Raw genomic sequence first — 23,666 nt, 5'->3', positions numbered from 1 at the left:
GCTATCGGTGTCCAACCGCCTCGGCAATACTCGTCATGCCTTCGGCGCGCACGCGGCGGGCAAGACCGGTGACGATGTCCTGCACCAGGCGGGGTCCGTGATAGATCAGCGCGCTGTAAAGCTGCACCAGACTGGCCCCGGCGCGGATACGCTGCCAGGCGTCTTCGGCACTGGCAATGCCGCCGACGCCGATCAGCGGGATCGCCCCGCCCGTAGCGCTGCGGAAGGCCCGCAGCATTTCAAGCGACAGCGGCGCCAAAGGTAGGCCGGAAAGACCGCCGGTTTCGTTCGCGTGCGTCGAGCGCAGGCTGGCGGGGCGAGCGATCGTGGTATTGGTGAGGATCAGCGCATCGAGGCGCCGGTCGAGCGCGATGCGGCAGATCGAATCGACGTCGGAATTCTGCAGATCAGGTGCCAGCTTGAGAAAGATCGGCGTCTTGTGCGTGCCGCGCGCGGCAATCACCGCATCGAGCAGATGCCCCAGTGCACTTTCATCCTGCAAGGCGCGCAGGCCGGGCGTGTTGGGCGAACTGATGTTGACCGTCAGGTAATTGACCAGCGGCGCCATCATCCGCGTCATCGCCGCGTAATCGGCCACGCGATCGGGCGAGTCCTTGTTCGCACCGATATTGGCGCCGACGATCCCGGGCCGATTCAGGCGCTGGGCCAGGCGGCTGCGCACCAGATCGACGCCATCGTTGTTGAAACCCATGCGGTTGATCACCGCCTGGTCCTCGACCAGCCGGAACAGGCGCGGGCGCGGATTGCCGGCCTGCGGGCGCGGCGTCACGGTGCCGATCTCGACCGATCCGAAGCCCAGCCCCAGCAACGCATCGGGCACTTGCCCGTTCTTGTCGAAACCCGGTGCCAGGCCGACCGGATTGGGAAAGACGATGCCGGCCACGCGCTGGGCCAGGGCCGGTTCGGGCGCGGCGCGAATACCTTGGGGCAGCAGCGCGACGGTGCGCAGTGTCAGGTTATGGGCGGTTTCGGCCGGCAGACTGAAAAGTAGAGGACGGGCAAGACGATAGAGCATACCGGGCCATGGATTGAAGTGATCGGGAGCAATCGGAAAACACTCTCCCTATCGCGGGCGGTCGCGCCGCCGCCAAGCTGCAAATCAGTGTCAATGTGGATTAAGACGACCGTGTTTCATCAAAACTTTTCGGCTGTGGCGCAGATGCCACCGATTTTGTCGAATCCATACAATCCGGGAATCAGTCGATCGCTTAATTCCACTCTGCGACCCGAAGGGCTTGATACAGCGACTGTATCGGGTTCTCCACTTCACGGCGGCCTGGCTCTTGGGTCAGCGCCGCCGTTTTTTTCATCCATTCTTGCAGTATCGGCTGCTTTGCCTTGACAGGATTGCGGCGCGAATGGTCGCATGCCTGCATGATGCGACTTGTTCGATCCCCAGGCACTGACGCCTTTTCGGAGCAGGCTTGAGCAGCGGCCGGCCGTTAAGCGCGGCGACGCTGGCCAGGGGGTGGTTCCACATGGCCCATCGGGCTGCCCCGCGCGATCTGGCGCCTTATGTCACCACGTTTTTCGAAATGCATTCCAGCCAGGCGCATATTGCCGATATGCTGCCCGCCGGGCCGGCCGTGCTCGCGTATTTCCTGCGCGGATCAGGGGTTTTGCATAAGGCCGACGGAACAGTCGACACAAGCTGCCCGGCCAGCCTGCTGACCCCGCTTTCTGCCGCGGCCAGGATCGAACTGACGGGGCCGTGCCACATTTTCGGTGTTTCGCTATCACCGCTGGGCTGGGCCGCGCTGACCGGTGGCAGGTCTGCGGCAGAGCAGGCCAACCGGCTGCGCGACGCCGGCACGCTCCTCGGCCAGCCGCTGCGCCGTCTTGGCGAGGGACTGATCCGGGCCAACGCCCTGCAGCCCTTGCCGCTGGCCGAAGCCATGGCTCTTGCCGCCCCTGTTCTGCGCGCTCAACTTCGCGCCGTGCCCGAGGCGCACGTCCGGCTTGTGGCATCCGTGCAGGAATGGCTGGCGCGCACGATCTCGCCTGCGCTGGAGGATCTTTACGGCACTGCCGGCTATTCCCCGCGCCAGTTGCAGCGGCTGGTCGATCGCTATTTCGGTCTGCCGCCCAAGCATCTGGCGCGCCAATATCGCGCCCTGCGCACGGCGACGCAATTGAGCGACCCGACCGTCACGCCGCAGCGGGCGGCCGCCGTGGCCGAGCATTTCTATGATCAGTCGCACATGATCCGCGAAGTGCGGCTGTTCACCGGGCGTACCCCTGCTCGGCTGGCCGAAGCGCACTTGCCAATCCTTGCGGCCATACTTTCCATGCGCAATCCGGGCGCGCTCGCCCTGCCATTGCGCCGCCGGCTCAAAGCCTGGGGCGCTGACATGGGAAAGCCATGACATGCGCGCCGCTGACCGCCGACACCGCGTTGTTCGCCGAAGCCGACCCCCGTTCCAGACAAAGCGCGATTCAGGCAGGGATGCGGCCCGACACTAATGTCCGCACGGCCCGGCGGCGCCCTTGGAAAGCCCGGACAATCCACGTCCATTATCGACTTTCAAGACCTGGCTCCATTCCGGCTTGACGAAAGCACACCCTACGCAGCTTGCGAATTCCCATCTCGGGGAAGCGAGCCGGAGCTTTGGTCGGGCCTGCACAGCCCTTTCGGGCAGGGAGCGCTGCCGGCCTTATTGCCCGGCTTGGGCCTGTTCGTGGTGGCGGATCACTTCCTCGATAATGAAGCGCAGGAACTTTTCGGAGAATTCGGGATCGAGCCGCGCCTCCTGCGCCAGCTTGCGCAAGCGGGCGATCTGGCGTTCCTCCCGCCCCGGATCGCTGGCGGGCAGCGCTTTTTCGGCCTTGTAGGCGCCCACCGCCTGGGTGATGCGAAAGCGTTCGGCCAGGATGTGGATCATCGCGGCGTCGATATTGTCGATGCTCTGGCGATAGCCGGTCAGAACCGGATCTTGCCCTTCGGCCGGTGCGCTCATCTTTCATTCCGCCTTTTCGTCAGTCGCATGCCATGCCGTGCTTGCCGCTACCGTGCAACTTGCGACTTGCCAAGCCGTGCCCCACGCGCCAAGCGGGCAGCGATGACTGCCACCCTCCACACGCTTCCGCGCAAGGCGCAACCCTCGCTGGCACCGCTGATGACGCTGGTGGCCGATGATATGAACAGCGTGAATGCGGTTATTCTCGACCGGATGCAATCGCGCATTCCGTTGATCCCGGCTCTGGCCGGGCACCTTATCGCCGGCGGCGGCAAGCGGCTCCGCCCGATGCTGACACTGGCTGGCGGCGCCCTGCTGGGATACGGCGGCAGCCGCCATTACAAGCTGGCCGCGGCGGTGGAATTCATCCACACCGCGACTTTGCTGCACGATGACGTCGTCGATGGATCGGACATGCGCCGCGGCAAGAAAGCGGCCAATATCGTTTACGGCAATCCGGCCACCGTGCTGGTGGGCGATTTCCTGTTTTCCCGCAGTTTCGAACTGATGGTGGAAGACGGGTCGATCAAAGTGCTGCGCATCCTTTCGAACGCGTCGGCGGTGATTGCCGAGGGCGAGGTGGACCAGCTTGTCGCCCAGCGCCAGGTGGAAACCAGCGAGGAACGCTATCTTTCCATTATCAATGCCAAGACGGCCGCGCTCTTTGCAGCGGCCTGTCGCATTGCCGCCGTGGTGGCCGAACGGCCCGAAGCCGACGAACTGGCGCTCGATGCCTATGGCCGCAATCTGGGAATCGCGTTCCAGTTGTCCGACGATGCCATCGACTATGATTCCGACGCCTCGGAAATGGGCAAGGAACAGGGCGACGATTTCCGCGAGGGCAAGATGACGTTGCCGGTGATCCTGGCCTATGCGCGCGGTACCGAGGACGAGCGTGGTTTCTGGCGCGATGCCATTGCCGGCAACCGCAACGGCGATGCCGACCTGGCCCACGCCATTGCCCTTATCCGCAAGCACGATGCAGTCAACGCCACGCGCGAACGGGCGCGCCATTTTGCCCAGCGGGCGATCGATGCCATCGCCGGTTTTCCCGCTAGTGCGGCCAAGGACGCCCTGAGCGAGGCTGCCGAATTCGCGGTGGCGCGGCGCTATTGAACCGCCGAGGCGGCTTTGCCGCCACGCCGCCTAGTGCCAGAGGCTGGCCAGGCCCTCGATCACCGAAGAGCCCGCCAGGGGCCCGACGAGCAGCAGCAGCAGGTTGAACACCACGATCACCGCGATCACGCGCTGGCCGCGCGGCGAGAGCCGGGGGGCGGGCTCGGGCTGCCGGTTGGGCGGCGCGGGGGGCCATGAGTCCTTGACGTTGAGAAACACGGCTTCCTCTCGCGTTCGGTGCGCGCCAAGGTTGGAGCACAAGGCAGAGGCATAGCATGTTTTGCACGGTCCCGCACGGACCTTGATGGGCAGTCCGTCGCGATGGCGCGCCCGGCCTGCCTTGCGCGCGGCTCCGCCCCTCGCCAAGCAGGGCGCAAGGCAGTAAGGCCGCCAGCGTGACCGACCTGCCCATTCATGCCGTATTGCCCGATCTGCTGGCAGCGCTGGCCCGCAATCCCAATGCAGTGCTGATCGCGCCACCTGGCGCGGGCAAGACCACGGCCGTCGCCCCGGCGCTGCTGACGCAGGACTGGTGCCGCGGCATGATCATCCTGCTGTCGCCGCGCCGCGTGGCAGCGCGCGCGGCGGCAGAGCGCATGGCCGATCTGCTGGGCCAGGCACCGGGCGAAACGGTCGGCTATCTCACGCGGCTCGACAGCCGGCGATCGGCGCACACCCGCGTGCTGGTGATGACCGAAGCGATCTTCGTCGCCACGATCCTCGCCGATCCCGAACTGCCCGGCGTTTCGGCCGTGCTGTTCGACGAAGCGCACGAGCGGCACCTGGATGCCGACCTGGGCCTGGCACTGGCGCTGGAAGCGCAGGGCGTGCTGCGCGCCGATCTGCGCATTGTGGTCATGTCAGCCACGCTCGACGGCGCGCGTTTCGCCAGCCTGATGGACAATGCGCCGGTAATCGAAAGCGCCGGCAAGGCCCATCCGCTAACGATACACTGGCTAGGTGCGAGCCCCGCCTTGCGCATCGAACAGGCCATGGCCAATGCCATCGCCCGTGCATGGCAGGAACAGGCAGGCGACATCCTCGCGTTTCTGCCCGGTGTGCGCGACATCGATCGCACCGCGGCGCTTCTCGCGCAGCGCCTGCCCGCGGCGCTGGTTCTGCCGCTGCATGGGCAGGTGCAGCCGGGCGACCAGCGTGCTGCGATCCGCCGCGATCCACAAGGCCGCCGTCGCGTGGTGCTGGCCACCGCGATTGCCGAAACCTCGCTTACCCTCGATGGCGTTTCGGTGGTGGTCGATGCCGGCCTTTCACGCCGCGCGGAGTTCGACAAGGCGGCGGGCGTCACCCGGCTGGTGACGACGCGCGCGAGCCAGGCCGCTGCCGCGCAACGCGCCGGCCGTGCCGCCCGTCAGGGCCCGGGCACGGCCTATCGCCTGTGGGAAGAGGCGGCCCATGCCGGGCGCGCACCGTTCGATCCGCCTGAAATCCTCAATGCAGACCTTGCCCCCCTGGCGCTGACGCTGGCCCAATGGGGCGCGGGCGATCCCGCGGCCATGGCCTGGATCGATCCGCCCCCCGCCCCAGCCATGGCCGCCGCACGCAGCACGCTTGGCGCGGTGGGCGCCCTCGACAGCGAAGGGCAGATCACCGATCATGGCCGCGCCATGGCCCGCTTGCCGATGGAACCGGCACTGGCGCACATGCTGCTGTTCGCCGCGCGCCATGGCGTGGCAGATGACGCGGCACGGCTTGCCCTGCTGTTGCAGGAACGCGGGCTGGGCGGCGGCGGAGAGGATCTGGCGCAGCGGTTCGAGCGCTGGCAGGCTGACCGCAGCGCCCGGGCCGACGCATCGCGTCAACTGGCTTCCCGCTGGGCCCGCGCGGCCGAGCGGGAAGTGCGGCGCGCGCCGGGGGGCAGACCTGTCCAATGGGGGCAGCGCCACCCCGGAAAGGAAGAAGCGCCCCCGCTTGCCGTGCTTCTGGCCGAAGCTTTTCCCGATCGGGTGGCGCGGGCGCGCGGCAGCGATAGCGAGGAATGGCTTTCGTCGGGCGGGCGAGGCTACAGGCTCGATCCGGGTTCGCCGCTGAGCTCTGCCGCCTGGTTGGTTATCGGGGATGCGCAAGGCGAAGCCAGGGGCGCGCGGATCATGAGCGCGCTGCAATTGAACGAGGATGCCGTGACGACCTGGCTGGCGCATCGCCTGGACCAGCGCCGCAGCGTGACATGGAACGCGCAGGAGCGCAGGGTTGAAGCCCGACTGGAAAGGCGCCTTGGGGCCATCGTGCTGGCCCGCGTGCCTGATCCTGCGCCCGATCCGGCGGCCGTGACGGCGCTGCTGCTCGATATGGTGCGGCGTGAAGGGCTCGGGCTCTTGCCGATCGGCGGTGCGGCGGGTGCCCTGCGTACCCGCGCGCGTTATGCCGGCCTGCCCGCGCTGGGTGACGAGGCGCTGCTGGCCGATCTCGAAGACTGGCTTGCCCCCCTGCTTGCCGGGCGGCGCGATCTCGACATTGCCGCCGCCAGATTGCACGAGGCGCTGGAAAACCGGCTCGACTGGAACGAACGGCAGATGCTGGACCGGCTGGCCCCGGCGCAATTCCGGTCTCCGGCAGGTACCACGCATGCTATCGACTATGCCCACGAAGGCGGCCCGGCGGTGGAACTGCGGGTGCAGGCGCTGTTCGGTCTGGACCGGCATCCCGTGATCGGCCAGCCGCCGCGCGCCCTGCTGCTTTCGCTTACCTCGCCCGCTGGCCGCCCGATCCAGACCACGGCCGATCTGCCGGCGTTCTGGCGCGGATCGTGGCGGGATGTGGTGAAAGACATGAAAGGCCGCTATCCCCGCCATCGCTGGCCCGATCAGCCCTGGGCCGAAGACCCCAGCCTGAAAACCCGCAATGCGTTCGAGGCATCGCGGAAGGGCTGACCGCGCAGGTCGGCGGCACAGGTTGGCGGCAGGGGGGGCGCGCGGTCAGCCTTCCTGCACCTGGGGAATGGTAATGATCCGGTCACGCGCGGCGCGCACGTCGCCACCCTCGATCTGGATTTTCAGCCGCTCCTTGTCCTGCGCGCGATACATGTCTTCGGCGCGGGTGATGATCTCTTCGCTCATGCCGGTTTCCGCCAAGGCGAGGCGCGCCATTTTCACCGCCGATTCCATCACTTCGCGGATCACCCCCCGCGCCGGCGAGCCGCGCAGGCTGATCACCCCGCGCCGGTCGAACGTGCGGACGAACAGGGCGGCCTGCGGAAACGCCTGCTTCACCGCTTCCAGCGCCGGCCTGTCCATCTGGTCGCCATCCATGCAGAACAGGATCAGCGCTGCCTCGTCGGCGCCGGCCTGGCGCAGCAGATCGAGCCGGGTGCCGTTGCCGAAATAGACCTTGGCGCCGAAATCGCTGGCCACGTCGATCATTTCCACGTCGGTATCGATCAGCGTCACCGACAGGCCGCCGGCGTTGAGCATCTGCGCCACGGTCTGGCCGAAACGGCCATAGCCGACGATGATCGCGTTTGCGGCGTCTCCCGTCGGTGCCTGGCGCTCGCCCTTGGCAACGCCCGGATCGGCGCGCAGCGGCTTGGTCAGCGCCATGAGGAACGGCGTCGTGGCCATCGACAGGGTCACGATCGCGCCGAACAGGCTGGCGGCCTCGGGCGCGATCAATTGCGCGTGCTGGGCCTGGGCAAACAGCACGAAACCGAATTCGCCTCCCTGGCTCAACAGCAGGCCCAGCGCCAGTGCGCCGCGCCACGCCATGCGGAAGGCAAGGCCGATGCCCATGATCACTGCCGCTTTCACCGCCACCAATGCCAGGGCCATCGACGCCACGAACAGCGGCCGTTCGGCAATCGCGTGAAGATCCAGCATCATGCCCACCGCCAGGAAGAACAGGCCGAGCAGGATGGAGCGGAACGGCTCCACATCCGCTTCCAGTTCGTGGCGATAGGGGCTGTCGGCCAGCATCACCCCGGCGATGAATGCGCCCAGGGCGGTGGATAGCCCCAGCGCTTCCATCACCGCGGCCGACGCCATGACCGTGAACAGCGCGGCGACCACGAACATCTCGCGCTCGCCCAGGTTGCCGATCAGGCGGAACAACGGCCGCAGCAGATAGCGACCGGCCAGGATCAGCCCAGCAATGGCCAGCACCGTCGAGAGCGCCAACTGCCAGCCCGGCGGGCCGTTGACATCGGCCGGATTGCGGCTGAGCGCGGCGATCAGGGTGATCATCGGAATGATCGACAGGTCCTGGAACAGCAGGATGGCAAATGTCCGCTCGCCGAATGGCGTGCGCAGCCGGCCCGAGGCCTGGAGCATCGGCAGCACCTGCGCCGTGGAGGAAAGCGCCAGCGGCAGGCCGAGCGCTATTGCCGCGGTCAGGCTGAAACCGCTGCCCAGGTGGACCACCGCCGCGACGGCCGCGCCGCACAGCACCACCTGCAACAGCCCCAGCCCCAGAATATCGCGCTTCATCCGCCACAACCGCGCGGGGTTCAGCTCGAGCCCCACCAGAAACAGCAGCAGCGTGATGCCCAGTTCGGCAATGACCAGCTTCTGCTCTGCATCGCCGACCAGATCGAGCACCTGAGGGCCGACCACGGCGCCGGCCAGAAGGTAGCCCAGCGTGGCGCCCAGCCCCAGCCGGCGGAACACCAGCACGAAGGCCATCGCAAAGCCAAGCAGCAGAAAGCCATCGTGAAGCATGGAATGAGGCTGATTCATGCCCCTTGCCTCGCCTTCCCGGCCGGCCGCGTCAAGAGCGGTGCGAGGGGAGCGACGGCGAGGTAGAGGCCGGCGGCGTGCGATGCGGGCGAGATGTACGGTCCAGCCGCCGCGTGGCGTTATCCCTTTGAGCGCTCAACCCGACCGCCGCAGTCCTCTCAAAGACCAGCGGATTGGATTATTCCTCAAATTCAACCGCATTGGACGACGCTTTCTGGCGCCGCATGCCATAAGTGAGGAACATGACCGCGACTGTCAGCAGCAAGGCGCCCATCGAAATCAGCACGCCGCCCGCGCCGACGACCCGGGCGACTGGCTGGAACGCAACCGGGGAAAGCGCTTCGCCGATATTCTGCACGGAGGCGAACGTGCCTCCTGCCGCCGCGCGCTTGTCCTTGGGGGCAAGGCTGAGAAGCATGTGGCTGACATGGGGGATCATCAGTCCGAGCCCGCCACCCGCAAGTGCCAGGCCGATGCCCAGCGGCACGATCGTGTTGGCTGATCCCGCCAGAAGATACCCCGTTCCCAGAAAGGCGACGATGACCGCGAGCAGGAACCGCTCGCCAACACGTCGGCGGATCACGGCAAAGCACATCGAGAACACGATGCCGAGCAGAAGCATCGGGCCCATCACCAGGCCCACCGCCTGTGGAGTGCCCCAGCCGATGTCACGCAGTTTGAACGGGGCGAATGTCGGCAGGATCATCATGATTCCGCCCGAGGCAAGCGCCGCGGCATATCCCCAGGCCATCGATTTCGTCAGAACGAGTTTCCGCTTGTCGGTGCTGACGGGCCCCGTCTGGCTTGCGGGAAGCGCCGCCATGGCCAGCCCCGCGACCGGGATCGCGATGAGAAACAGCGTGAAGGCGTAACGCCACTCGGTCTTGGACACCAGGCCCGCCAGCATCAGCCACACGGCCCCCGATACGGCAAGGATGGCGCCCATGAAGCCGAACGCCCGCGTGCGGTGCTCGCCTTCGAAATTGTCCGCCAGCAAAGCGACGCAGACTGCGAACAGCCCGGACGAGGATGCGCCGGTGACGAAGCGGGAGGCCAGGAGCATCCAGGGGTTGGCGATCCACAATCCGGCGCTGCCGAACAGAGCTAGGATCAGCAGGCAGGATACCAGGATGCGACGCCGACCCGCGCGGTCTGCCCAGTAACCGATAAGCGGTGCGCATGCGACCTGGGCGAGATTTGGCACCGTCAACATCATACGCGCCCAGAATTCGGCATCCTGCACTTGGGCACGATAGGCATCGGCCATTTTGGGGATGACGGGGGTCACGGCCGATGAAACCACCGCGCCCATCATCATGCAGGTCAGGATGACAAGCAGGCGCCCCCAGCGGAAAGCCCCGGCATCTTCGGACGCGAGCGAATGTGCGGCGTTTCGATCAATCACGATATCCATCTCCAGCTTATCTTGCCGCCAGTCCGACTGGGGTTCTTGTCGTGTCACGTCAGGTCACGGCGGCGCCGCCAAGGAAAATCTCGATCAGGTCCGCAAGGGGGGCGGTGGGCGAGCCAGCGATCTTGATGTGCATCGCTTCGGCAAACAGCAGGCCAAGGAACAGTGAAGCCGTCGCCTCGACCGGGAGTCGCAACGCGACAGTCTGGTTTTCGAACAGCGTCTGAACCTGATCAGCAAGCCGTTGATAGTATGATGAGCCCCGGCCACCCGTGCGCTTTCGCCGCAAGCTTTCCGTCAGCAATACGACCCGCAGCATGTGCTCGAGAAGCGCTGGCGCGGCATGTTGCAGCCGGGTGGCCAGTTCGGGTTGGCCGGCGGCGGCAGCAAGAGGGGCTTCCAGGTCCACCGGCTCTGCAATCACGTCGAGACAGGCCGAAATGATGGACTCCTTATCGGGGAAGACGCGAAACAAGGTGCCCACCGAAACACCGGCCGCGAGTGCCAGTTCTTCGCTGGTCACCTTGTCTCCTTGCGACTGTATGAGAGGCAGCAAGGCCTCTACCACCGCCTCACGCCGTAGATTACCCCGAAGATAACGCGTCCGAGCCATATCGATCACCTGTGCAGACATCCAAGCCCTGCCTAGAAATCCGCTGCCAGACGGATGCCGTACCGGCGGGGTGTGCCCGGGATATAGCGCCACCCGGCAGAGTCTTTAAAGATATTCGTAAAGTAATTGACCTTGGTAAGGTTGGTGCCCCACACGCTTGCCTTGAAGCGCCGGTAGGCAAGCATGATTTCGGCATCCACCTCTGTGAAGGCGGGCCGATGCTGTTCTACCTCGTTCGTGACGTCGAATTCGGTTTGCCCGGTATAGGTAACCGTTCCGCTTGGGCGAAGCGACAGATCGTCACCAAGTGGAAGATTATATTCGATTCTTCCGGTTGCTGTTGTTCTGGGCGCATTGATGATCCGCTTGCCGTCGCAGGATCGCAGCAAGGTCTGCGGCGAACCGCTGGAACCGGTGACCGTGCTGGTGGCGCAAGCGGCAAAGCGCCTGTAGATGGCATGGGCTGTGCCGATATTGCCCGAAAGGGTCAGCCGCTCTGACACGCGGGCAAGCAACTCGGCCTCGAACCCGTAGCTATAAGCGCTCTGCGCGTTGCTGATATAGGTGCTGCGGGTCAACTGATCGATCTGGGAAACCTGCAGGTTCCTATAGTCGATATAGAAGGCGGCCAGATTGAAGCGAAGCTTGCGATCGAGCAGAAGCGTTTTCACGCCGAGTTCGTAATTGGTTGTATCTTCCGGCCGATAGGTACGGTTCGAGGCCTCGAGCGCGGCGGGTATGGTCGAGACGTTCGCGCCCCCCTTGCGATATCCGCGCGCGATCGAGCCGTAGACCAGACTGTCACCCGCCAGCGTATAATCGAGGGCGATGCGCGGCGTGAACCCGCCGGTGTTCTGTCGGTTGGGGCCGATCGTGCCGGCGTTCAGGAAGCCCGGGATGGAGCCGATATTCTGGGTAAAATAGGTCGACCTGTCCCACGTATAACGCCCGCCGACCGTCACTTTCAGCCGTGGTGCCAGATTGTAGCTGCCTTCGCCGAAAAGGGCATAGCTGTTGCTCTGGTAGGATATGTTGTTCTGGACGTTGAACGGGCCGATCGTAAGGTTGAGATCGATCGATTCACCGAACGTGCGGGCGAAAAACGCCCCGATCGTCCATACCAGTTTATCCTGCGATCCTGATGCCAGCCGCAGTTCTTCCGTGAACTGGCTGGATTTGGAAGCTTGGGAATTGTAGTTCGCCGGCGCGGTTGTGCCGTCGATGTCGGTTGTCAGAAACTCGTTGTAATGGCGGTATCCGGTGATGGATGTCAGCGCAATCCGGCCGAAGTCATAAGACGCCCGCAGCGCCACCCCGTAGGAATTGCGGCGGTTGTTAGATGGATAGTCGAACGCGACCGTCCGCGTGTAGGGATCGGAAACGACACGTCCGCTTCGGGTGTTCTGAATGCCGAAGGCGGCGATCCCGGTGGAATTGGTGTCGTACTGATAATCCCCGGTAAGCCGCATTTCGAATGGACCGTTGCCCCCGACATAAAGCCCTAGCCGTGCCGACGTCTGGTCTTCGGCCTGCTGGTCAACGTTCAGGAACGTGTTGCGCTGATAGCCCGAATGCTTGTCTTTCGAAACGCCGGCCTGAATGCGGACATCGTCGGAAAGCGGACCGCCGATCAGCGCCTCGGCCCTGATGGAATCATAGTTTCCCGCTTCGAAAACGCCTTTTGCGGCCCAGTCAGGTCCCGGCGCGGCCGTGACGATATTGATTGCCCCGGCCGTGTTGTTGCGTCCCCACAGCGTACCTTGCGGGCCTCTGAGAACTTCGATCCGCTCCACGCCGAGGAACTGCAGGTTGCCGCCCCGGCGCCCGGGCAACGGCACCTCGTCAAGATAGAACGTCACGCTGCCGTCCTGGCCGATGCCGACCGCGGTCGACGAGATGCCGCGCAGAGAAACGCGGTTATCGTTGGGAACGCCGCCCTTGTCGAACCGGAAGTTGGGCGCGATGCTGGCAAGATCTTCCTGCCGCGTTATCCTGCGCGCTTCTAGGTCTTCGGCCGTGAAGGCCGTGACCGAAATGGGAACCGACTGGATGTTCTCCGACCGTTTCTGCGCTGTCACAACGATATCGGCAATTGATTGATCGTCGGGTTGCTTTTCCGCAGCCTGAGAAAAGCCGGGCATTGCAGAAAGCCAGACAGATCCCAGCAGGAACGTGTTTTGTATCGTCATGCGTTTCATTGGCATTCCCTCCCTCGGGCTGCATTTTATTATGGCAGCCTCTTGTACGGTAGATGGCAGTTATACTGCCATCTTGATAGGTTCGGATTTTACTGAATTTATAGCATCATCAGTATTACGGAAACGGGGCATGACCTCCGATATAAAAAGATCAATCGACCGGTTAACTTTTTCTATCCTGTCAGGAGTGAGTACTGTAAGGTCGAAAACCAAAGTCATTTCACGCAGGCCCGCCGCCTCATAGCGACGTATCATGGCTTCGATCTGGTCCGGCGTGCCGACGGCTTCATGGCGTTCGGACTTGATGGCATTTTGCAGTGCAGGATTGGCATCCATGCGCATTCCCAGAAGATCCATCTCCCGCTTTACCCAACCGAGGTAGGATTTGTCGAAGTCATGATACATCGCTTCGGCGGCATCTTCGGTATCGGCAACGAACGTGCGGACGTTTGCGCTGGACCACGTCATGCAATCATCGATGACGTCTTGCGAATGACCGGAATCAGTCAGTTCCTGGTGATAGATATCGATCCATGCTTTCAGATTCTCGATGAAATTGCCTTCCACAAAGCGGGGAAAAATGAAGGCCGGCCATCCTTTCCGGGCGGCATATCGAAGCCCCCCTTCGCTCTGCGAAGCACGTTTGATCATCGGATGCGGCTTCCTGTAAGATGAAGGCATGATGCGTTCCATGACCCGGCCAGAGAAATAGGGTGTTTCAAAGTCGATCGGCGGATCGGACCGCTCTTTCGCCCAGAGCTTTTCGATGATGTCCATCGTCGGATGGGTCAGCCCGCCCTGGACCGAAGGGTCTATTCCAAGGCCAAGCGATTCCAGTGGAATGCCGCCGGCGCCAACGCCGAACACGAATTTGCCCTTGGTAAGCTGATCAAGCAGATTGGCCTGCTCGGCCAGCCGCGCAGGGTGGTTGGCAGGGACGACCGAGACGGCAAATCCGAGATATGCGTTCTTGAACTGCGGCGCGAGGTAACTCGCCATCATGAAGTTGTTGCCGTAAGTCGAATAGTCGCTGAAGTGATGTTCCGCGAAATAAACGGTCGAAAAACCTGCTTCGTCACACTTCAGGGACAAGTTGACGATGGCATCCAGCACGGCGCTGTCGCTGTCCGGGCCGGGAGAGATCGGCGTGGTAAAAACGGAGAAACGCATCAGGCCCTCACATGCAGATTCGGAGTGAATGCTCACTTTACATTGCCCGGCCGTGGTGGCAAACGAAATTTTCGTGCGCAGCAGCTTTTTGCAGCGCAGCACTCGATCGGGAGAGGTTATGACTGACAAAGACGTGGAAGGCGGGGCACCCGCACTTACGCCGACGGAACCGAAGCCCTACCGCGTCAAGGTGAAGGCGGGAGACGTCTATTTCTGGTGCACCTGCGGTCTTTCCATGCGGCCGCCGTTCTGCGACGCGTCCCATATGGGCAAAGGTTCGCTGCCAAAGATGTGGAAAGCCGAAAAAGACGGTGTGGCGCTGTTATGCGGTTGCAAATTGACGAAGAAACCGCCTTATTGTGATGGCGCGCACGTCTCTTACGAAAAGGCTCAGACCTGACCGACGCGTGGCACCAAGCCTCATTATCCGGACACCCTGTCAGGCCCGGTAAAAGCATTCCGGCCTCCAGGGGGGGCGGCGGGCCGCTACGCCTTAGCTGCCGAGCGGTTCAGCCCTGGCCGATTATCGTTGTGCCACAACGACGGCCCGTTTGACCGGATGCCTTATCAGCATGTCGCGATGTGCGATATCATCCTACAACACGGCATTGGCAAACGGGCAACCGCTGGCTGGCGCTGCGCGGTCTTCAGGACGTTTTCTGCAACACGATACTGCCGTAGCGTTGATCTGCATATATCAGAGGATCGACGTCACCATTCACTTTGACGTGAATGACGTCGCCAATGAAGATCGAGTGCGTTCCATAATCGAAGCGATGCTTGTTTTCGCAAACGATGCTGGCCTGGGCTTCAGATAGGATCGGAAGCCCATCCACTTGTTCCCATGCCCCTTCTTCAAAGCGATCCTCGCCATTGGCCGATCCCACGCAGCGCATTGACTGCTGTACCTGGGATGAGCCCAGAATATTGAGCGCAAAACCTGCCCCCGCGGCCAAGATCGGGTGCATGGAAGAAGACCGGTTCACACAGATCAGCAGCGAGGGAGGCGCGAAGCTCAACTCGCTCACAGCCGTGGCCGCCATGACATACCGAACACCCTGGTGCTGTGACGATATGAGTACCACGGCTTTGGCAAGCCGTCGCAAAGCCAGCCGAAGCTGCTCGGTCGTTTCGGCTGATGACATGGCTATTGGCTCCCTGCCGAGCGGAATGAATTCGGTATATTGTAGGACGATTATGTAGGGACAAATCCCCCAACGAGCAAGTGCGGTGCGTAACCGGCGCTCGTGGCTGATACGTCGCTGTCCGGGGCTTGAGTAGCCCGGGAACTGACTAGCCTGATGGGCAGCCGCGGCAAGCCGCACATCCGTCGCGTCCTTCAAGTTCACTTCGGGATATTTCCAAGTGGCCCCCAGCGTGGCCCCCAGAATCACCCGGCTGCGGGCGAACAAAGATGGTCATCAGCGGTTAGACCGATGATGAAAATAGCAGATTTCTGCTGTTTTTCCAACTTTTGGCGAATGCTGGCGAGTGGGGAAATGGTGCCGGCTAGAGGAATCGAACCCCTGACCCCCTGGTTACAAAGCAGGTGCTCTACCAACTGAGCTAAGCCGGCACGGCTGTGGCGTGCCCGGGGCATAGCCTCAAGTGGCCCCGAAGGTCCAGCCCTCGGTGCGGGCAATTTCGGGGGTGAGGCCGGCGGGGCGCCACAGCGCAGGGTCTTCGGCTACCTTGCGCAGCCACGCGGCGGTAAGCAGCGCGTCGCTTTGATGGTCGTCGATCGGGCCGGGGTGGCGCAGCGGCGTGCTGTGCAAGGCGGCGAGCGCCATATCGAGCGCGGCGCCGTCGCGGATCTTTGAGCGGCTGGCAGGGCGTCCGGCGGCCATCGCGGCGATCGTGGTGTAGATTTCGCATACCACGCTGCCGCTGGCAGGCAGTGGGTCGATCGGCCAGATCGCAAGGCGCCCGTTCAGGCGGTGAAGCAGGCGCATGCCCGAAAGGCTGGATTTTCCCACCTGTGCCGCGCCCACCAGATTGAAATTGCTATAGGGCTTGCAGCCCATCGCCTGCTGCGCGCGTTCGGTGGTGCGCAGGCGACCGCGACCGGCGGGAAAGCAGTCTCCGCAACGGCCGCCGTGACGACGGAAGTGGCGCGACGGTTCGGCCGCATCGACAAAGGCGCCCACGCCCAGATGCGGTTCCCTTGCGCAGACGCTGTCGACCACGGCCCAGAGCGCGCGCGCATCGGACGGGCTTTGCGCCCAGCCCGGGAAGAACGCGCCGCAGTCGGCAAAGGGGAGGGACTGGCCCAGGTCCATGCCCACCAGGCTGTCTGGCGGCAGATGATGCAGCAACCAGTCGAGCACTTCGCCGCGCGACCAGCGATGGCCCGGGCGCACCAGCGCAGGGGCTTCCACGCCCGCCCCGCATTGCGCCAGCGCGATGCCCTTGTGCCGCTCGCCCGCAGCGCCCGACCAGTCGATCGCCACGAAATGGGCAAAGCGGCTCATGCGCCGGTGTCCGGGCTTTCCCCGCGTCGCTCGCGCCGCTTGCGTGCCCACCAGTCCAGCCGCTTGGCGATCTCGCGTTCGAAACCGCGCTCCACCGGCAGGTAGAACGCGCGCGCCGCCATCTCTTCGGGCCAGTAATCCGCGCCGGAAAAGCCATCCTGGGCATCGTGGTCATAGGCATAGCCCTGGCCATAGCCGATGTCCTTCATCAGTTTGGTCGGCGCGTTGAGGATATGGGCTGGCGGGCTGAGCGAGCCGGTTTCACGCGCGGCCTTCCAGGCCGCTTTCATCGCCGTGTAAGCCGCGTTGGATTTGGGCGCGGTGGCGCAATAGAGGCAGGCCTGGACGATTGCCAGCTCGCCTTCGGGCGAGCCGAGGAATTCGTACGCTTCCTTCGCCGCCAGGCACTGGGCCAGCGCCTGTGGATCGGCCAGGCCGATATCCTCGCTGGCAAAGCGCACCAGGCGGCGCAGTACGTAAAGCGGCTCCTCCCCCGCCACGAGCATGCGTGCCAGCCAATAGAGCGCGGCCTGCGGATCGGACCCGCGCAACGCCTTGTGCAGGGCGGATATGAGATTGTAATGCCCGTCGCGGTCCTTGTCATAGACCGCCACGCGCCGCATCAGGAACGTGCCCAGCGCTTCGGGATCGAGCGGGGCGGGCAGATCGACATCGAGCAGCGTTTCCACCTGGTTCAGCAGGAAACGCCCGTCGCCGTCGGCCGAAGCGACCAGCGCCGCGCGCGCGGGCGGCGTAAGCGGCAGGGCAAGGCCGGTCTCTTCCTCGGCCCGGCGCAGCAATTCTCCCAGGGCGGCGGCGTCGAGCCGGTGCAGGATCAGCACTTGCGCGCGGCTGAGCAAGGCGGCGTTGAGCGCGAAGCTGGGGTTTTCGGTGGTGGCGCCGACCAGGGTGATGGTGCCGTTTTCCACCACCGGCAGGAAACCGTCCTGCTGCGCGCGGTTAAAGCGGTGGATTTCGTCCACGAACAGCAGGGTGCGCCGCCCGGCCAGGGCCATGGCCTCTGCTTCGGCAAAAACCTTTTTGAGATCGGCCACTCCAGAAAAAATGGCACTGATCGCCACGAAGCGCATGCCGACGGCATCGGCCAGCAGCCGGGCGATCGAGGTCTTGCCGGTGCCCGGCGGCCCCCAGAGGATCATCGAAGACAGCTTGCCCGCCGCCACCATGCGCCCGATGGCCCCGTCAGCACCGGTGAGGTGCTCCTGGCCGACGACCTGATCAAGCGCACGCGGGCGCAGCCGATCGGCCAGCGGCCCGTGTTCGGATGGCTGCGCGCGGGGCGTTTCCTGGGGTGTCGGGGCAAACAGATCGGCCATGCGCCATGGAGATAAGGAGGCCGCGTGAAAATTTCCCGGAAAATTGCGTGGCCGCGTTCGCGGCAAAAGCGCAAGGCCGCGTTTGCCATGGCCAGGCAGCGTCTTGCGCATCCGGATTTGCGGTTGTCACGCAATGGGCGCCACTCTAGATCGTCGCCTTCCTGAAATGACGTGATCCCGATCGTGATGCTTCTGATCGACCAAGCCGCTACCCGGTTGCAGGCGTTCGTCGCGCGGGCGCTTCCCGATCGCGCCCCAGGCGGCCCGCGCTGGTTGCAGGCGCGGTGGCTGTGGCTTGTGGCCGTGCTGCTGGCGGCCATGCCGCTGGCATTGCCGCCGGTCGCTCCGCTGACGGATCTGGGCGGGCATCTTGGGCATTATGCGGTGCAGGTGGATCATGGCCGTTCTGCCGATCTGGCCCGCTGGTACGGGTTTCGCTGGAATCTCGTACCGAACCTGGGCGTAGACATCCTGATGGAAGGCCTGGCTCCCCTGCTGGGTCTGGAACCGGCTCTGCGCCTGTCAGCCGTGACTATCCCCATGCTGCAGGTGCTGGGCATCTTGTGCCTGGCGCGCAGCATGCATGGCCGCGTCACGCCTTTGGCGCTGTTCGCGCTGCCTTTGGTCTACTGTTACCCGTTACATTTCGGGTTCCTCAATTTCGCGCTGGGCCAGGCGCTTGCGACGCTGTTTCTGGCGCTATGGCTGTGCATGGGGCAACGGGGTTGGATTGGCGCACGCTGGGCGTTGTTCGTGCCGCTCTCGTGCCTTCTGTGGACTTGCCATCTGGTGGCCTGGGTGCTGTTTGCCCTCTTTGCCGGAACGACGGAACTGGCGCAGCGCTGGCGTCCGGGCATGGCCGGTGCAGCAAGCGGCCTCAGGGAACTGGCGCGGGCCATGCTTGCCACCAGCTGTGTAGCAGCGCCCCAGCTTCTGAGGCTGGTCGTGCCTCTTCCATCCAGCGGGCACGGCCCGACCGAGGATTTTTTCAACCCTGCACTCAAGGCTGCCTACCTTTTGATGCCACTGCGCGATCGCTGGCTGGTGTGGGACCTTGCCAGCGCCCTGGTCCTGCTTGCGCTGGTCGGCTGGGCCATTCGCCGTCGCGACGTTGCCGATATGCGCGCCGGACCGGCGCTTGGGATATGGTGGGGATGCGGGCTGCTGGCCGTGGCCTATGTGCTGCTACCCGCCACGATCATCGGCGCAAGCCTGGTTGACATGCGGATGGTGCCTTTCGCGCTGATGATGGCGCTCGTGGCGGCAACGCCACGCTATGCCCGGCACGGAATGTTTTCCTGGGCGGGGCTGGCGCGATGGGGTGCCGTGTTTGCCAGTCTGCGGCTGGTGGGCAATGCGGCGAGTCTGTGGCTGGCGGGGCAGGATATCGCTGCGGATCTCGCAGCGCTGGACAACGTGCCGCGGGGCAGCCGGATTGCGTCGATGGTGGTGGAACCGTGCGTCGTCTCCATCCTGCCCTGGCAACGCGAGCGGCGCACGCATCTGGGCGGCTATGCCATTGCGCGGCGCCATGCGTTCTCCAACGATCAATGGATGGTTCCCGGTGGCCATCTGCTACAGGTCCATGCACCTCAGGCCGGCACTTTCGCCACCGACGATTCCCAGCTTGCCAAGGTCGACGGCTGCGCCAAACCCAATACTATCAGCCGCCGCCTGGCCGAACTGCCGCGTGCGGCGTTCGACTACGTTTGGATCATCGATACCGATCGGGTGCGCAACGTGCCCGGCATGGTGCCGGTGCAGCGTACCAGGGGCAGCGTGCTCTATCGCCTCGTCGATCCGCCTGCCTGACAGACAGCGGGTTATCGTCGCGCGCGTTTCTGCCGCACCAGGCGAACATAGGTATCGGCGACGGCCTGGTTGATCCGGTCCCAGCCGAATTCCTGGGCCCGGCGTTCGCCAGCGGCGCCATGGCTGGCGCGCAGCTGCGGGTTTTCGACATAGGCGCGCAAGGCTTCGGCGAACTGATGGACAGCGCCCGGGGTGATAAGGCGGCCCGAAACGTGATCGTCCACCAGGCTCTGGCTGCCCGTAGCCGCCGATGCCACTACGGGCAGACCGCAGGCCATCGCCTCCAGCGTGACATTGCCGAACGTCTCGGTGACCGAGGGGAAGAACAGCACGTCCATGCTGGCGACGCCCCGGCCCAGATCGGCGCCCGAGAGGAACCCGGCGAAGACAGCGTCGGGCAGGCGGTTTTCCAGCCACTCGCGGGCCGGGCCTTCGCCGATCACCAGCACGCGAAACCGCGCGCCACGGCTCTTGAGCTCGTCGATCGCATCGGAAAAGACGTCCAGTCCCTTTTCCATGACCAGCCGACTGAAAATGCCGATCACCACGTCGTCGTCCGCCAGCCCCAGCGCGCGGCGCCATTCCAGGCTGCGCCGCCGCGGCGTGAAGATCTCGCGATCGACCCCGCGCGACCAGATGCCGATGTCATAGTTCATGCGCTGCTGCCGCAGCACCTGGGCCATCGATTCCGATGGTGCCACGAGAGCATCGCAGCGGCGATAGAAGCGGCGCAGCATCGCTTCGATCACCGGTTCCAGCCAGGCCATGTTGTAATAGCGCAAATAGGTTTCAAACCGGGTGTGGACCGAAGCCAGCACCGGAAGGCCCCGCGCGCGCGCCCAGGTGACCGCGCGATGCGCCGCCACATCGGGCGAGGAGACATGAACGACATGTGGATCGAACGCGGCCAGATCGCGCTGAACGCGCCACGAAAGGGCAATCGGCACGCGATATTCCTGGCGGCCCGGCACGGCGAGCGCGGGAAGGCCGATCAGCGTGCCCGTCGGCGCGAACGCGGGCTGCGCCACCTTGGGTGAATAGACGCGAACATCGGCGCCCTGGCGCAGCAGATAGCCGACCAGGCGGTTGAGCGCCTGATTGGCGCCATCGCGTACATAGTTGTAATTGCCGCTGAACAGGGCGATGCGCAGGCCATCGAGCCGGCCGGTTTGCGCCATGGCCCGCAAATCGGGCAGGGGCTGGTTCGCGGATGAGGAACGCGTCATGCGGCGCGCCATAGCCCGGCTCTGCCTGGAAGGCGAGGGGGATGGCACCAGCGAGCGGGCGCATGACCGGGCGGACATGGAAACGTCCGCCAGCGGAAAACTGGCGGACGCATCCATTGCCGGCTCGGCGTGGTTAGAGCGGCTTACCAGCCGCGGTGCCAACGGCCATAGCCATGCCAGCGCGGGCCGTAATAGCCATTGTAATAGCCGCCGGGATAGACCGGCGCACCGTAAAAGCCTGGGCCGCCGTAGTAATAGGCCGGGGGCGGCGGTACCGGGGCCACCGGCACGGGGACAGACACCGGCGGGGGCGGCGGCGGGGCATAGCCGTCATAATAACCGCGCTGACGATCCGATGCGATCGCCGCGCCTACGGCGAGGCCCAGGATACCCGCGCCCACGGCCACGGCAGCGCCGTCGCCGCCACCCCGATGCCAGCGTTGCGCCTGGGCGGGCGTTGCGGTTGCCATCACGGTGGCGCCCATTGCGCCAGCCAGCAGAACCTTGCTCCAAAGCTTCATGGTTCGTCTCCAACCGCCACTTGTCCAAAAGAGCCTCATGCTCGTAGCGGGCTTCATGACGGTAACCTTATGCAACAGGCGCTGAACCGGCGATGAAACCTTCGTTCAGACAGGAACCGGCGCAAAAAAAGAGCGCTCCGGTGCCGGAGCGCTCCTTTCAACCGCCGCTGCCTTGCCATCCACCAAGGGACAGCACTGCGGATCAGGCGTTTTCCTTCTTGCGGCTGGCTTTCTTGCGCTCGTTGGGATCGAGTATCGCCTTGCGCAGGCGCACGGTCTGCGGGGTCACTTCAACCATTTCGTCATCGTCGATATAAGCGATGGCCTGTTCCAGCGTCATGATGCGCGGCGGCGTAAGGCGAATCGCGTCATCCTTGCCCGACGAGCGGAAATTGGTCAGCTGCTTGGACTTCATCGGATTGACTTCGAGATCATCGGGCTTGGCATTCTCGCCGATGATCATGCCTTCATAGACCTTGTCCTGCGGCCGCACGAACAGCACGCCGCGATCTTCCAGGCTGTTAAGAGCATAGGCCACCGCTTCGCCCGTGGCGTTGGAAATCAGCACGCCGTTGAGGCGCCCTTCGATCGGCCCCTTGTGCGGGCCGTACTTCTCGAACAGGCGGTTCATGATACCGGTGCCGCGCGTGTCGGACAGGAATTCGCCATGATAGCCTATCAGTCCGCGCGAGGGGGCCGAGAACGTTATGCGCGTCTTGCCCGCGCCCGAGGGGCGCATGTCGGTCAATTCCGCCTTGCGGCGCTGCATCTTCTCGACGACCGTGCCGGAAAATTCGTCGTCCACGTCGATCAGCACGGTTTCATAGGGTTCGGTGCGGCCGCCCGCTTCGTCGGTGCCGAACAGCACACGGGGCCGGCTGATGCCCAGTTCGAAACCTTCGCGGCGCATGGTTTCGATAAGGACGCCCAGCTGCAGTTCGCCGCGCCCGGCTACTTCGAAGCTGTCCTTGTCGGCGCTTTCCGTCACGCGGATGGCCACGTTGGTTTCCGCTTCGCGCAGCAGGCGGTCGCGGATCATGCGGCTGGTCACCTTGTCGCCTTCACGGCCGGCAAACGGGCTGTCGTTGACGGCAAAGCGCATGGCCAGGGTTGGCGGATCGATCGGCTGCGCGGCGATCGGCGTGGTGACCGAAAGATCGGCCACGGTATTGGCGACGGTCGCTTTCTCAAGGCCGGCCAGCGCGATGATGTCACCGGCGCGCGCCTCTTCCACCGGCACGCGATCAAGCCCGCGAAACGACAGGATCTTGGAAGCGCGGCCCACTTCCAGCACTTTGCCATCGCGGTCGAGCGCATGGATCGGCTGGTTCAGCTTGATCGTGCCCGATTGCACGCGGCCGGTCAGCACGCGGCCCATGAAGTTGTCGCGATCGAGCAAAGTCGCGAGAAAGCTGAACGGACCGTCCACATCGAGCGACGGCGCGGGCACGTGTTCCACGATCTTTTCGAACAGGGGTTGCAGCGTGCCTTCGCGCACGGTTTCGTCAATCCCGGAATAGCCGTTGCGGCCCGAGGCATAGAGGACGGGAAATTCGAGTTGCTCGTCGTTGGCATCGAGGCTCACGAACAGGTCGAACACTTCGTCCAGCACTTCCTGCGGACGGCCATCGGGGCGGTCGATCTTGTTGACCACCACGATGGGCCTGAGACCCAGTGCCAGCGCCTTGCCGGTCACGAACTTGGTCTGCGGCATGGCGCCTTCGGAACTGTCGACCAGCAGGATCACGCCGTCGACCATCGACAGAATGCGTTCCACTTCGCCGCCGAAATCGGCGTGGCCGGGGGTATCGACAATATTGATTCGCGTCGTTTCGCCGTTGGCGGGGCTGGTCCATTCCACCGATGTGCACTTGGCCAGGATCGTGATCCCGCGCTCCTTTTCCAGATCGTTGGAATCCATGGCGCGCTCTTCGACGCGCTGGTTTTCGCGGAACGTGCCGGACTGGCGGAAAAGCTGGTCGACCAGCGTGGTCTTGCCATGGTCGACGTGGGCGATGATCGCAATATTGCGCAAAGGCAGGGGCATGAAAGGCTTTCTTGGACAAACCGGGACAAAGCTTGCAGCAGCCACTTGGGGAAAATCCCGTCTCCCCGGTTTGGCCCGCAT

Annotated in this window: 19 protein-coding genes and 1 tRNA gene; 5 read left to right on the top strand and 15 right to left on the bottom strand. The window is 64.2% G+C overall.

What is annotated here, in order from left to right; genetic code table 11:
- Position 1 precedes the first annotated feature (1 nt).
- Positions 2 to 1,036, bottom strand: coding sequence for a quinone-dependent dihydroorotate dehydrogenase (locus tag AC3EDY_RS06345; RefSeq protein ID WP_488571637.1), 1,035 nt, complete (start codon positions 1,034 to 1,036; stop codon positions 2 to 4).
- A gap of 409 nt (positions 1,037 to 1,445) precedes the next feature.
- On the opposite strand from AC3EDY_RS06345, the gene AC3EDY_RS06340 reads away from it, so the two are divergent.
- Positions 1,446 to 2,387: an AraC family transcriptional regulator gene (locus AC3EDY_RS06340; protein WP_488571636.1), complete on the top strand. Its 942-nt coding sequence runs from the start codon at positions 1,446 to 1,448 to the stop codon at positions 2,385 to 2,387.
- Between the two features lie 288 nt (positions 2,388 to 2,675).
- Here AC3EDY_RS06340 and AC3EDY_RS06335 read toward each other — a convergent pair whose 3' ends face one another.
- Positions 2,676 to 2,978, bottom strand: coding sequence for a chorismate mutase (locus tag AC3EDY_RS06335; RefSeq protein ID WP_488571635.1), 303 nt, complete (start codon positions 2,976 to 2,978; stop codon positions 2,676 to 2,678).
- Between the two features lie 102 nt (positions 2,979 to 3,080).
- Here AC3EDY_RS06335 and AC3EDY_RS06330 point away from each other — a divergent pair, with 102 nt between their 5' ends.
- Positions 3,081 to 4,094 carry a polyprenyl synthetase family protein gene (locus tag AC3EDY_RS06330; RefSeq protein WP_488571634.1) on the top strand — a complete coding sequence of 338 codons (1,014 nt, stop codon included), beginning with the start codon at positions 3,081 to 3,083 and terminating at the stop codon, positions 4,092 to 4,094.
- Positions 4,095 to 4,124: 30 nt separating this feature from the next.
- Here the strand turns inward: AC3EDY_RS06330 and AC3EDY_RS06325 are convergent, their stop codons facing one another.
- A complete protein-coding gene (locus AC3EDY_RS06325; RefSeq protein ID WP_488571633.1) occupies positions 4,125 to 4,355 on the bottom strand; it encodes a hypothetical protein in 231 nt (76 codons plus the stop codon).
- A 134-nt stretch (positions 4,356 to 4,489) separates the two neighbouring features.
- On the opposite strand from AC3EDY_RS06325, the gene hrpB reads away from it, so the two are divergent.
- Entirely contained in the window at positions 4,490 to 6,982 is a 2,493-nt protein-coding gene (gene hrpB / locus AC3EDY_RS06320) for an ATP-dependent helicase HrpB (RefSeq protein ID WP_488571632.1), read from the top strand.
- A 45-nt stretch (positions 6,983 to 7,027) separates the two neighbouring features.
- Here the strand turns inward: hrpB and AC3EDY_RS06315 are convergent, their stop codons facing one another.
- From AC3EDY_RS06315 to AC3EDY_RS06295, 5 genes are all read right to left on the bottom strand, one after another.
- Complete coding sequence (locus AC3EDY_RS06315) at positions 7,028 to 8,779, bottom strand: cation:proton antiporter domain-containing protein (RefSeq protein WP_488571631.1); 1,752 nt, start codon at positions 8,777 to 8,779, stop codon at positions 7,028 to 7,030.
- 178 nt (positions 8,780 to 8,957) lie between these two features.
- Positions 8,958 to 10,184 (bottom strand): MFS transporter, encoded by a 1,227-nt coding sequence (locus tag AC3EDY_RS06310; protein WP_488571630.1) that lies wholly within the window; start codon positions 10,182 to 10,184, stop codon positions 8,958 to 8,960.
- A 58-nt stretch (positions 10,185 to 10,242) separates the two neighbouring features.
- Positions 10,243 to 10,713, bottom strand: coding sequence for a TetR/AcrR family transcriptional regulator (locus AC3EDY_RS06305; protein ID WP_488571629.1), 471 nt, complete (start codon positions 10,711 to 10,713; stop codon positions 10,243 to 10,245).
- 122 nt (positions 10,714 to 10,835) lie between these two features.
- Complete coding sequence (locus AC3EDY_RS06300; protein ID WP_488571628.1) at positions 10,836 to 12,992, bottom strand: TonB-dependent receptor; 2,157 nt, start codon at positions 12,990 to 12,992, stop codon at positions 10,836 to 10,838.
- Between the two features lie 69 nt (positions 12,993 to 13,061).
- Complete coding sequence (locus tag AC3EDY_RS06295; protein ID WP_488571627.1) at positions 13,062 to 14,207, bottom strand: LLM class flavin-dependent oxidoreductase; 1,146 nt, start codon at positions 14,205 to 14,207, stop codon at positions 13,062 to 13,064.
- Here AC3EDY_RS06295 and AC3EDY_RS06290 point away from each other — a divergent pair.
- On the top strand, positions 14,200 to 14,571 hold the full coding sequence (locus tag AC3EDY_RS06290) for a CDGSH iron-sulfur domain-containing protein (RefSeq protein ID WP_488571626.1): 372 nt from the start codon (positions 14,200 to 14,202) through the stop codon (positions 14,569 to 14,571). The two genes, AC3EDY_RS06295 and AC3EDY_RS06290, sit on opposite strands and share 8 nt — an antisense overlap.
- Positions 14,572 to 14,818: 247 nt before the next feature.
- On the opposite strand, the gene AC3EDY_RS06285 is transcribed toward AC3EDY_RS06290, so the two are convergent.
- The 4 genes from AC3EDY_RS06285 to AC3EDY_RS06270 form a co-directional block, all read right to left on the bottom strand.
- A complete protein-coding gene (locus AC3EDY_RS06285; RefSeq protein ID WP_488571625.1) occupies positions 14,819 to 15,565 on the bottom strand; it encodes a flavin reductase family protein in 747 nt (248 codons plus the stop codon).
- A gap of 106 nt (positions 15,566 to 15,671) precedes the next feature.
- Positions 15,672 to 15,747: transfer RNA gene (locus AC3EDY_RS06280), tRNA-Thr, on the bottom strand.
- A 28-nt stretch (positions 15,748 to 15,775) separates the two neighbouring features.
- A complete protein-coding gene (locus AC3EDY_RS06275; RefSeq protein ID WP_488571624.1) occupies positions 15,776 to 16,642 on the bottom strand; it encodes a hypothetical protein in 867 nt (288 codons plus the stop codon).
- A complete protein-coding gene (locus tag AC3EDY_RS06270; protein WP_488571623.1) occupies positions 16,639 to 17,979 on the bottom strand; it encodes a replication-associated recombination protein A in 1,341 nt (446 codons plus the stop codon). Before AC3EDY_RS06270 ends, AC3EDY_RS06275 begins: the two co-directional genes overlap by 4 nt.
- A gap of 183 nt (positions 17,980 to 18,162) precedes the next feature.
- On the opposite strand from AC3EDY_RS06270, the gene AC3EDY_RS06265 reads away from it, so the two are divergent.
- Entirely contained in the window at positions 18,163 to 19,791 is a 1,629-nt protein-coding gene (locus AC3EDY_RS06265) for a hypothetical protein (RefSeq protein WP_488571622.1), read from the top strand.
- Between the two features lie 11 nt (positions 19,792 to 19,802).
- Here AC3EDY_RS06265 and AC3EDY_RS06260 read toward each other — a convergent pair whose 3' ends face one another.
- From AC3EDY_RS06260 to typA, 3 genes are all read right to left on the bottom strand, one after another.
- The gene (locus AC3EDY_RS06260; RefSeq protein ID WP_488571824.1) at positions 19,803 to 20,969 is read right to left on the bottom strand and encodes a glycosyltransferase family 4 protein; all 1,167 of its coding nucleotides are present in this window, start codon (positions 20,967 to 20,969) and stop codon (positions 19,803 to 19,805) included.
- A gap of 191 nt (positions 20,970 to 21,160) precedes the next feature.
- Positions 21,161 to 21,538 (bottom strand): hypothetical protein, encoded by a 378-nt coding sequence (locus tag AC3EDY_RS06255; RefSeq protein WP_488571621.1) that lies wholly within the window; start codon positions 21,536 to 21,538, stop codon positions 21,161 to 21,163.
- A gap of 202 nt (positions 21,539 to 21,740) precedes the next feature.
- Positions 21,741 to 23,585, bottom strand: a complete 1,845-nt coding sequence (gene typA / locus AC3EDY_RS06250; RefSeq protein ID WP_488571620.1) for a translational GTPase TypA — start codon at positions 23,583 to 23,585, stop codon at positions 21,741 to 21,743.
- Positions 23,586 to 23,666: the final 81 nt, after the last annotated feature.

This window comes from Novosphingobium sp. DS6-6, from assembly GCF_057784975.1.
Note: the sequence above shows the minus strand (reverse complement) of the source record. Positions and strands in the feature narration are given on the sequence as shown.

Bases quoted from the DNA above. Each gene is read 5' to 3' on its own strand.
- typA (WP_488571620.1), bottom strand. From the start codon at position 23,585: ATGCCCCTGCCTTTGCGCAATATTGCGATCATCGCCCACGTCGACCAT.
- AC3EDY_RS06315 (WP_488571631.1), bottom strand. From the start codon at position 8,779: ATGAATCAGCCTCATTCCATGCTTCACGATGGCTTTCTGCTGCTTGGC.
- AC3EDY_RS06290 (WP_488571626.1), top strand. From the start codon at position 14,200: ATGCTCACTTTACATTGCCCGGCCGTGGTGGCAAACGAAATTTTCGTG.
- AC3EDY_RS06330 (WP_488571634.1), top strand. From the start codon at position 3,081: ATGACTGCCACCCTCCACACGCTTCCGCGCAAGGCGCAACCCTCGCTG.
- AC3EDY_RS06300 (WP_488571628.1), bottom strand. From the start codon at position 12,992: ATGACGATACAAAACACGTTCCTGCTGGGATCTGTCTGGCTTTCTGCA.
- AC3EDY_RS06270 (WP_488571623.1), bottom strand. From the start codon at position 17,979: ATGGCCGATCTGTTTGCCCCGACACCCCAGGAAACGCCCCGCGCGCAG.
- AC3EDY_RS06255 (WP_488571621.1), bottom strand. From the start codon at position 21,538: ATGAAGCTTTGGAGCAAGGTTCTGCTGGCTGGCGCAATGGGCGCCACC.
- AC3EDY_RS06275 (WP_488571624.1), bottom strand. From the start codon at position 16,642: ATGAGCCGCTTTGCCCATTTCGTGGCGATCGACTGGTCGGGCGCTGCG.
- AC3EDY_RS06260 (WP_488571824.1), bottom strand. From the start codon at position 20,969: ATGGCGCAAACCGGCCGGCTCGATGGCCTGCGCATCGCCCTGTTCAGC.
- AC3EDY_RS06335 (WP_488571635.1), bottom strand. From the start codon at position 2,978: ATGAGCGCACCGGCCGAAGGGCAAGATCCGGTTCTGACCGGCTATCGC.
- AC3EDY_RS06345 (WP_488571637.1), bottom strand. From the start codon at position 1,036: ATGCTCTATCGTCTTGCCCGTCCTCTACTTTTCAGTCTGCCGGCCGAA.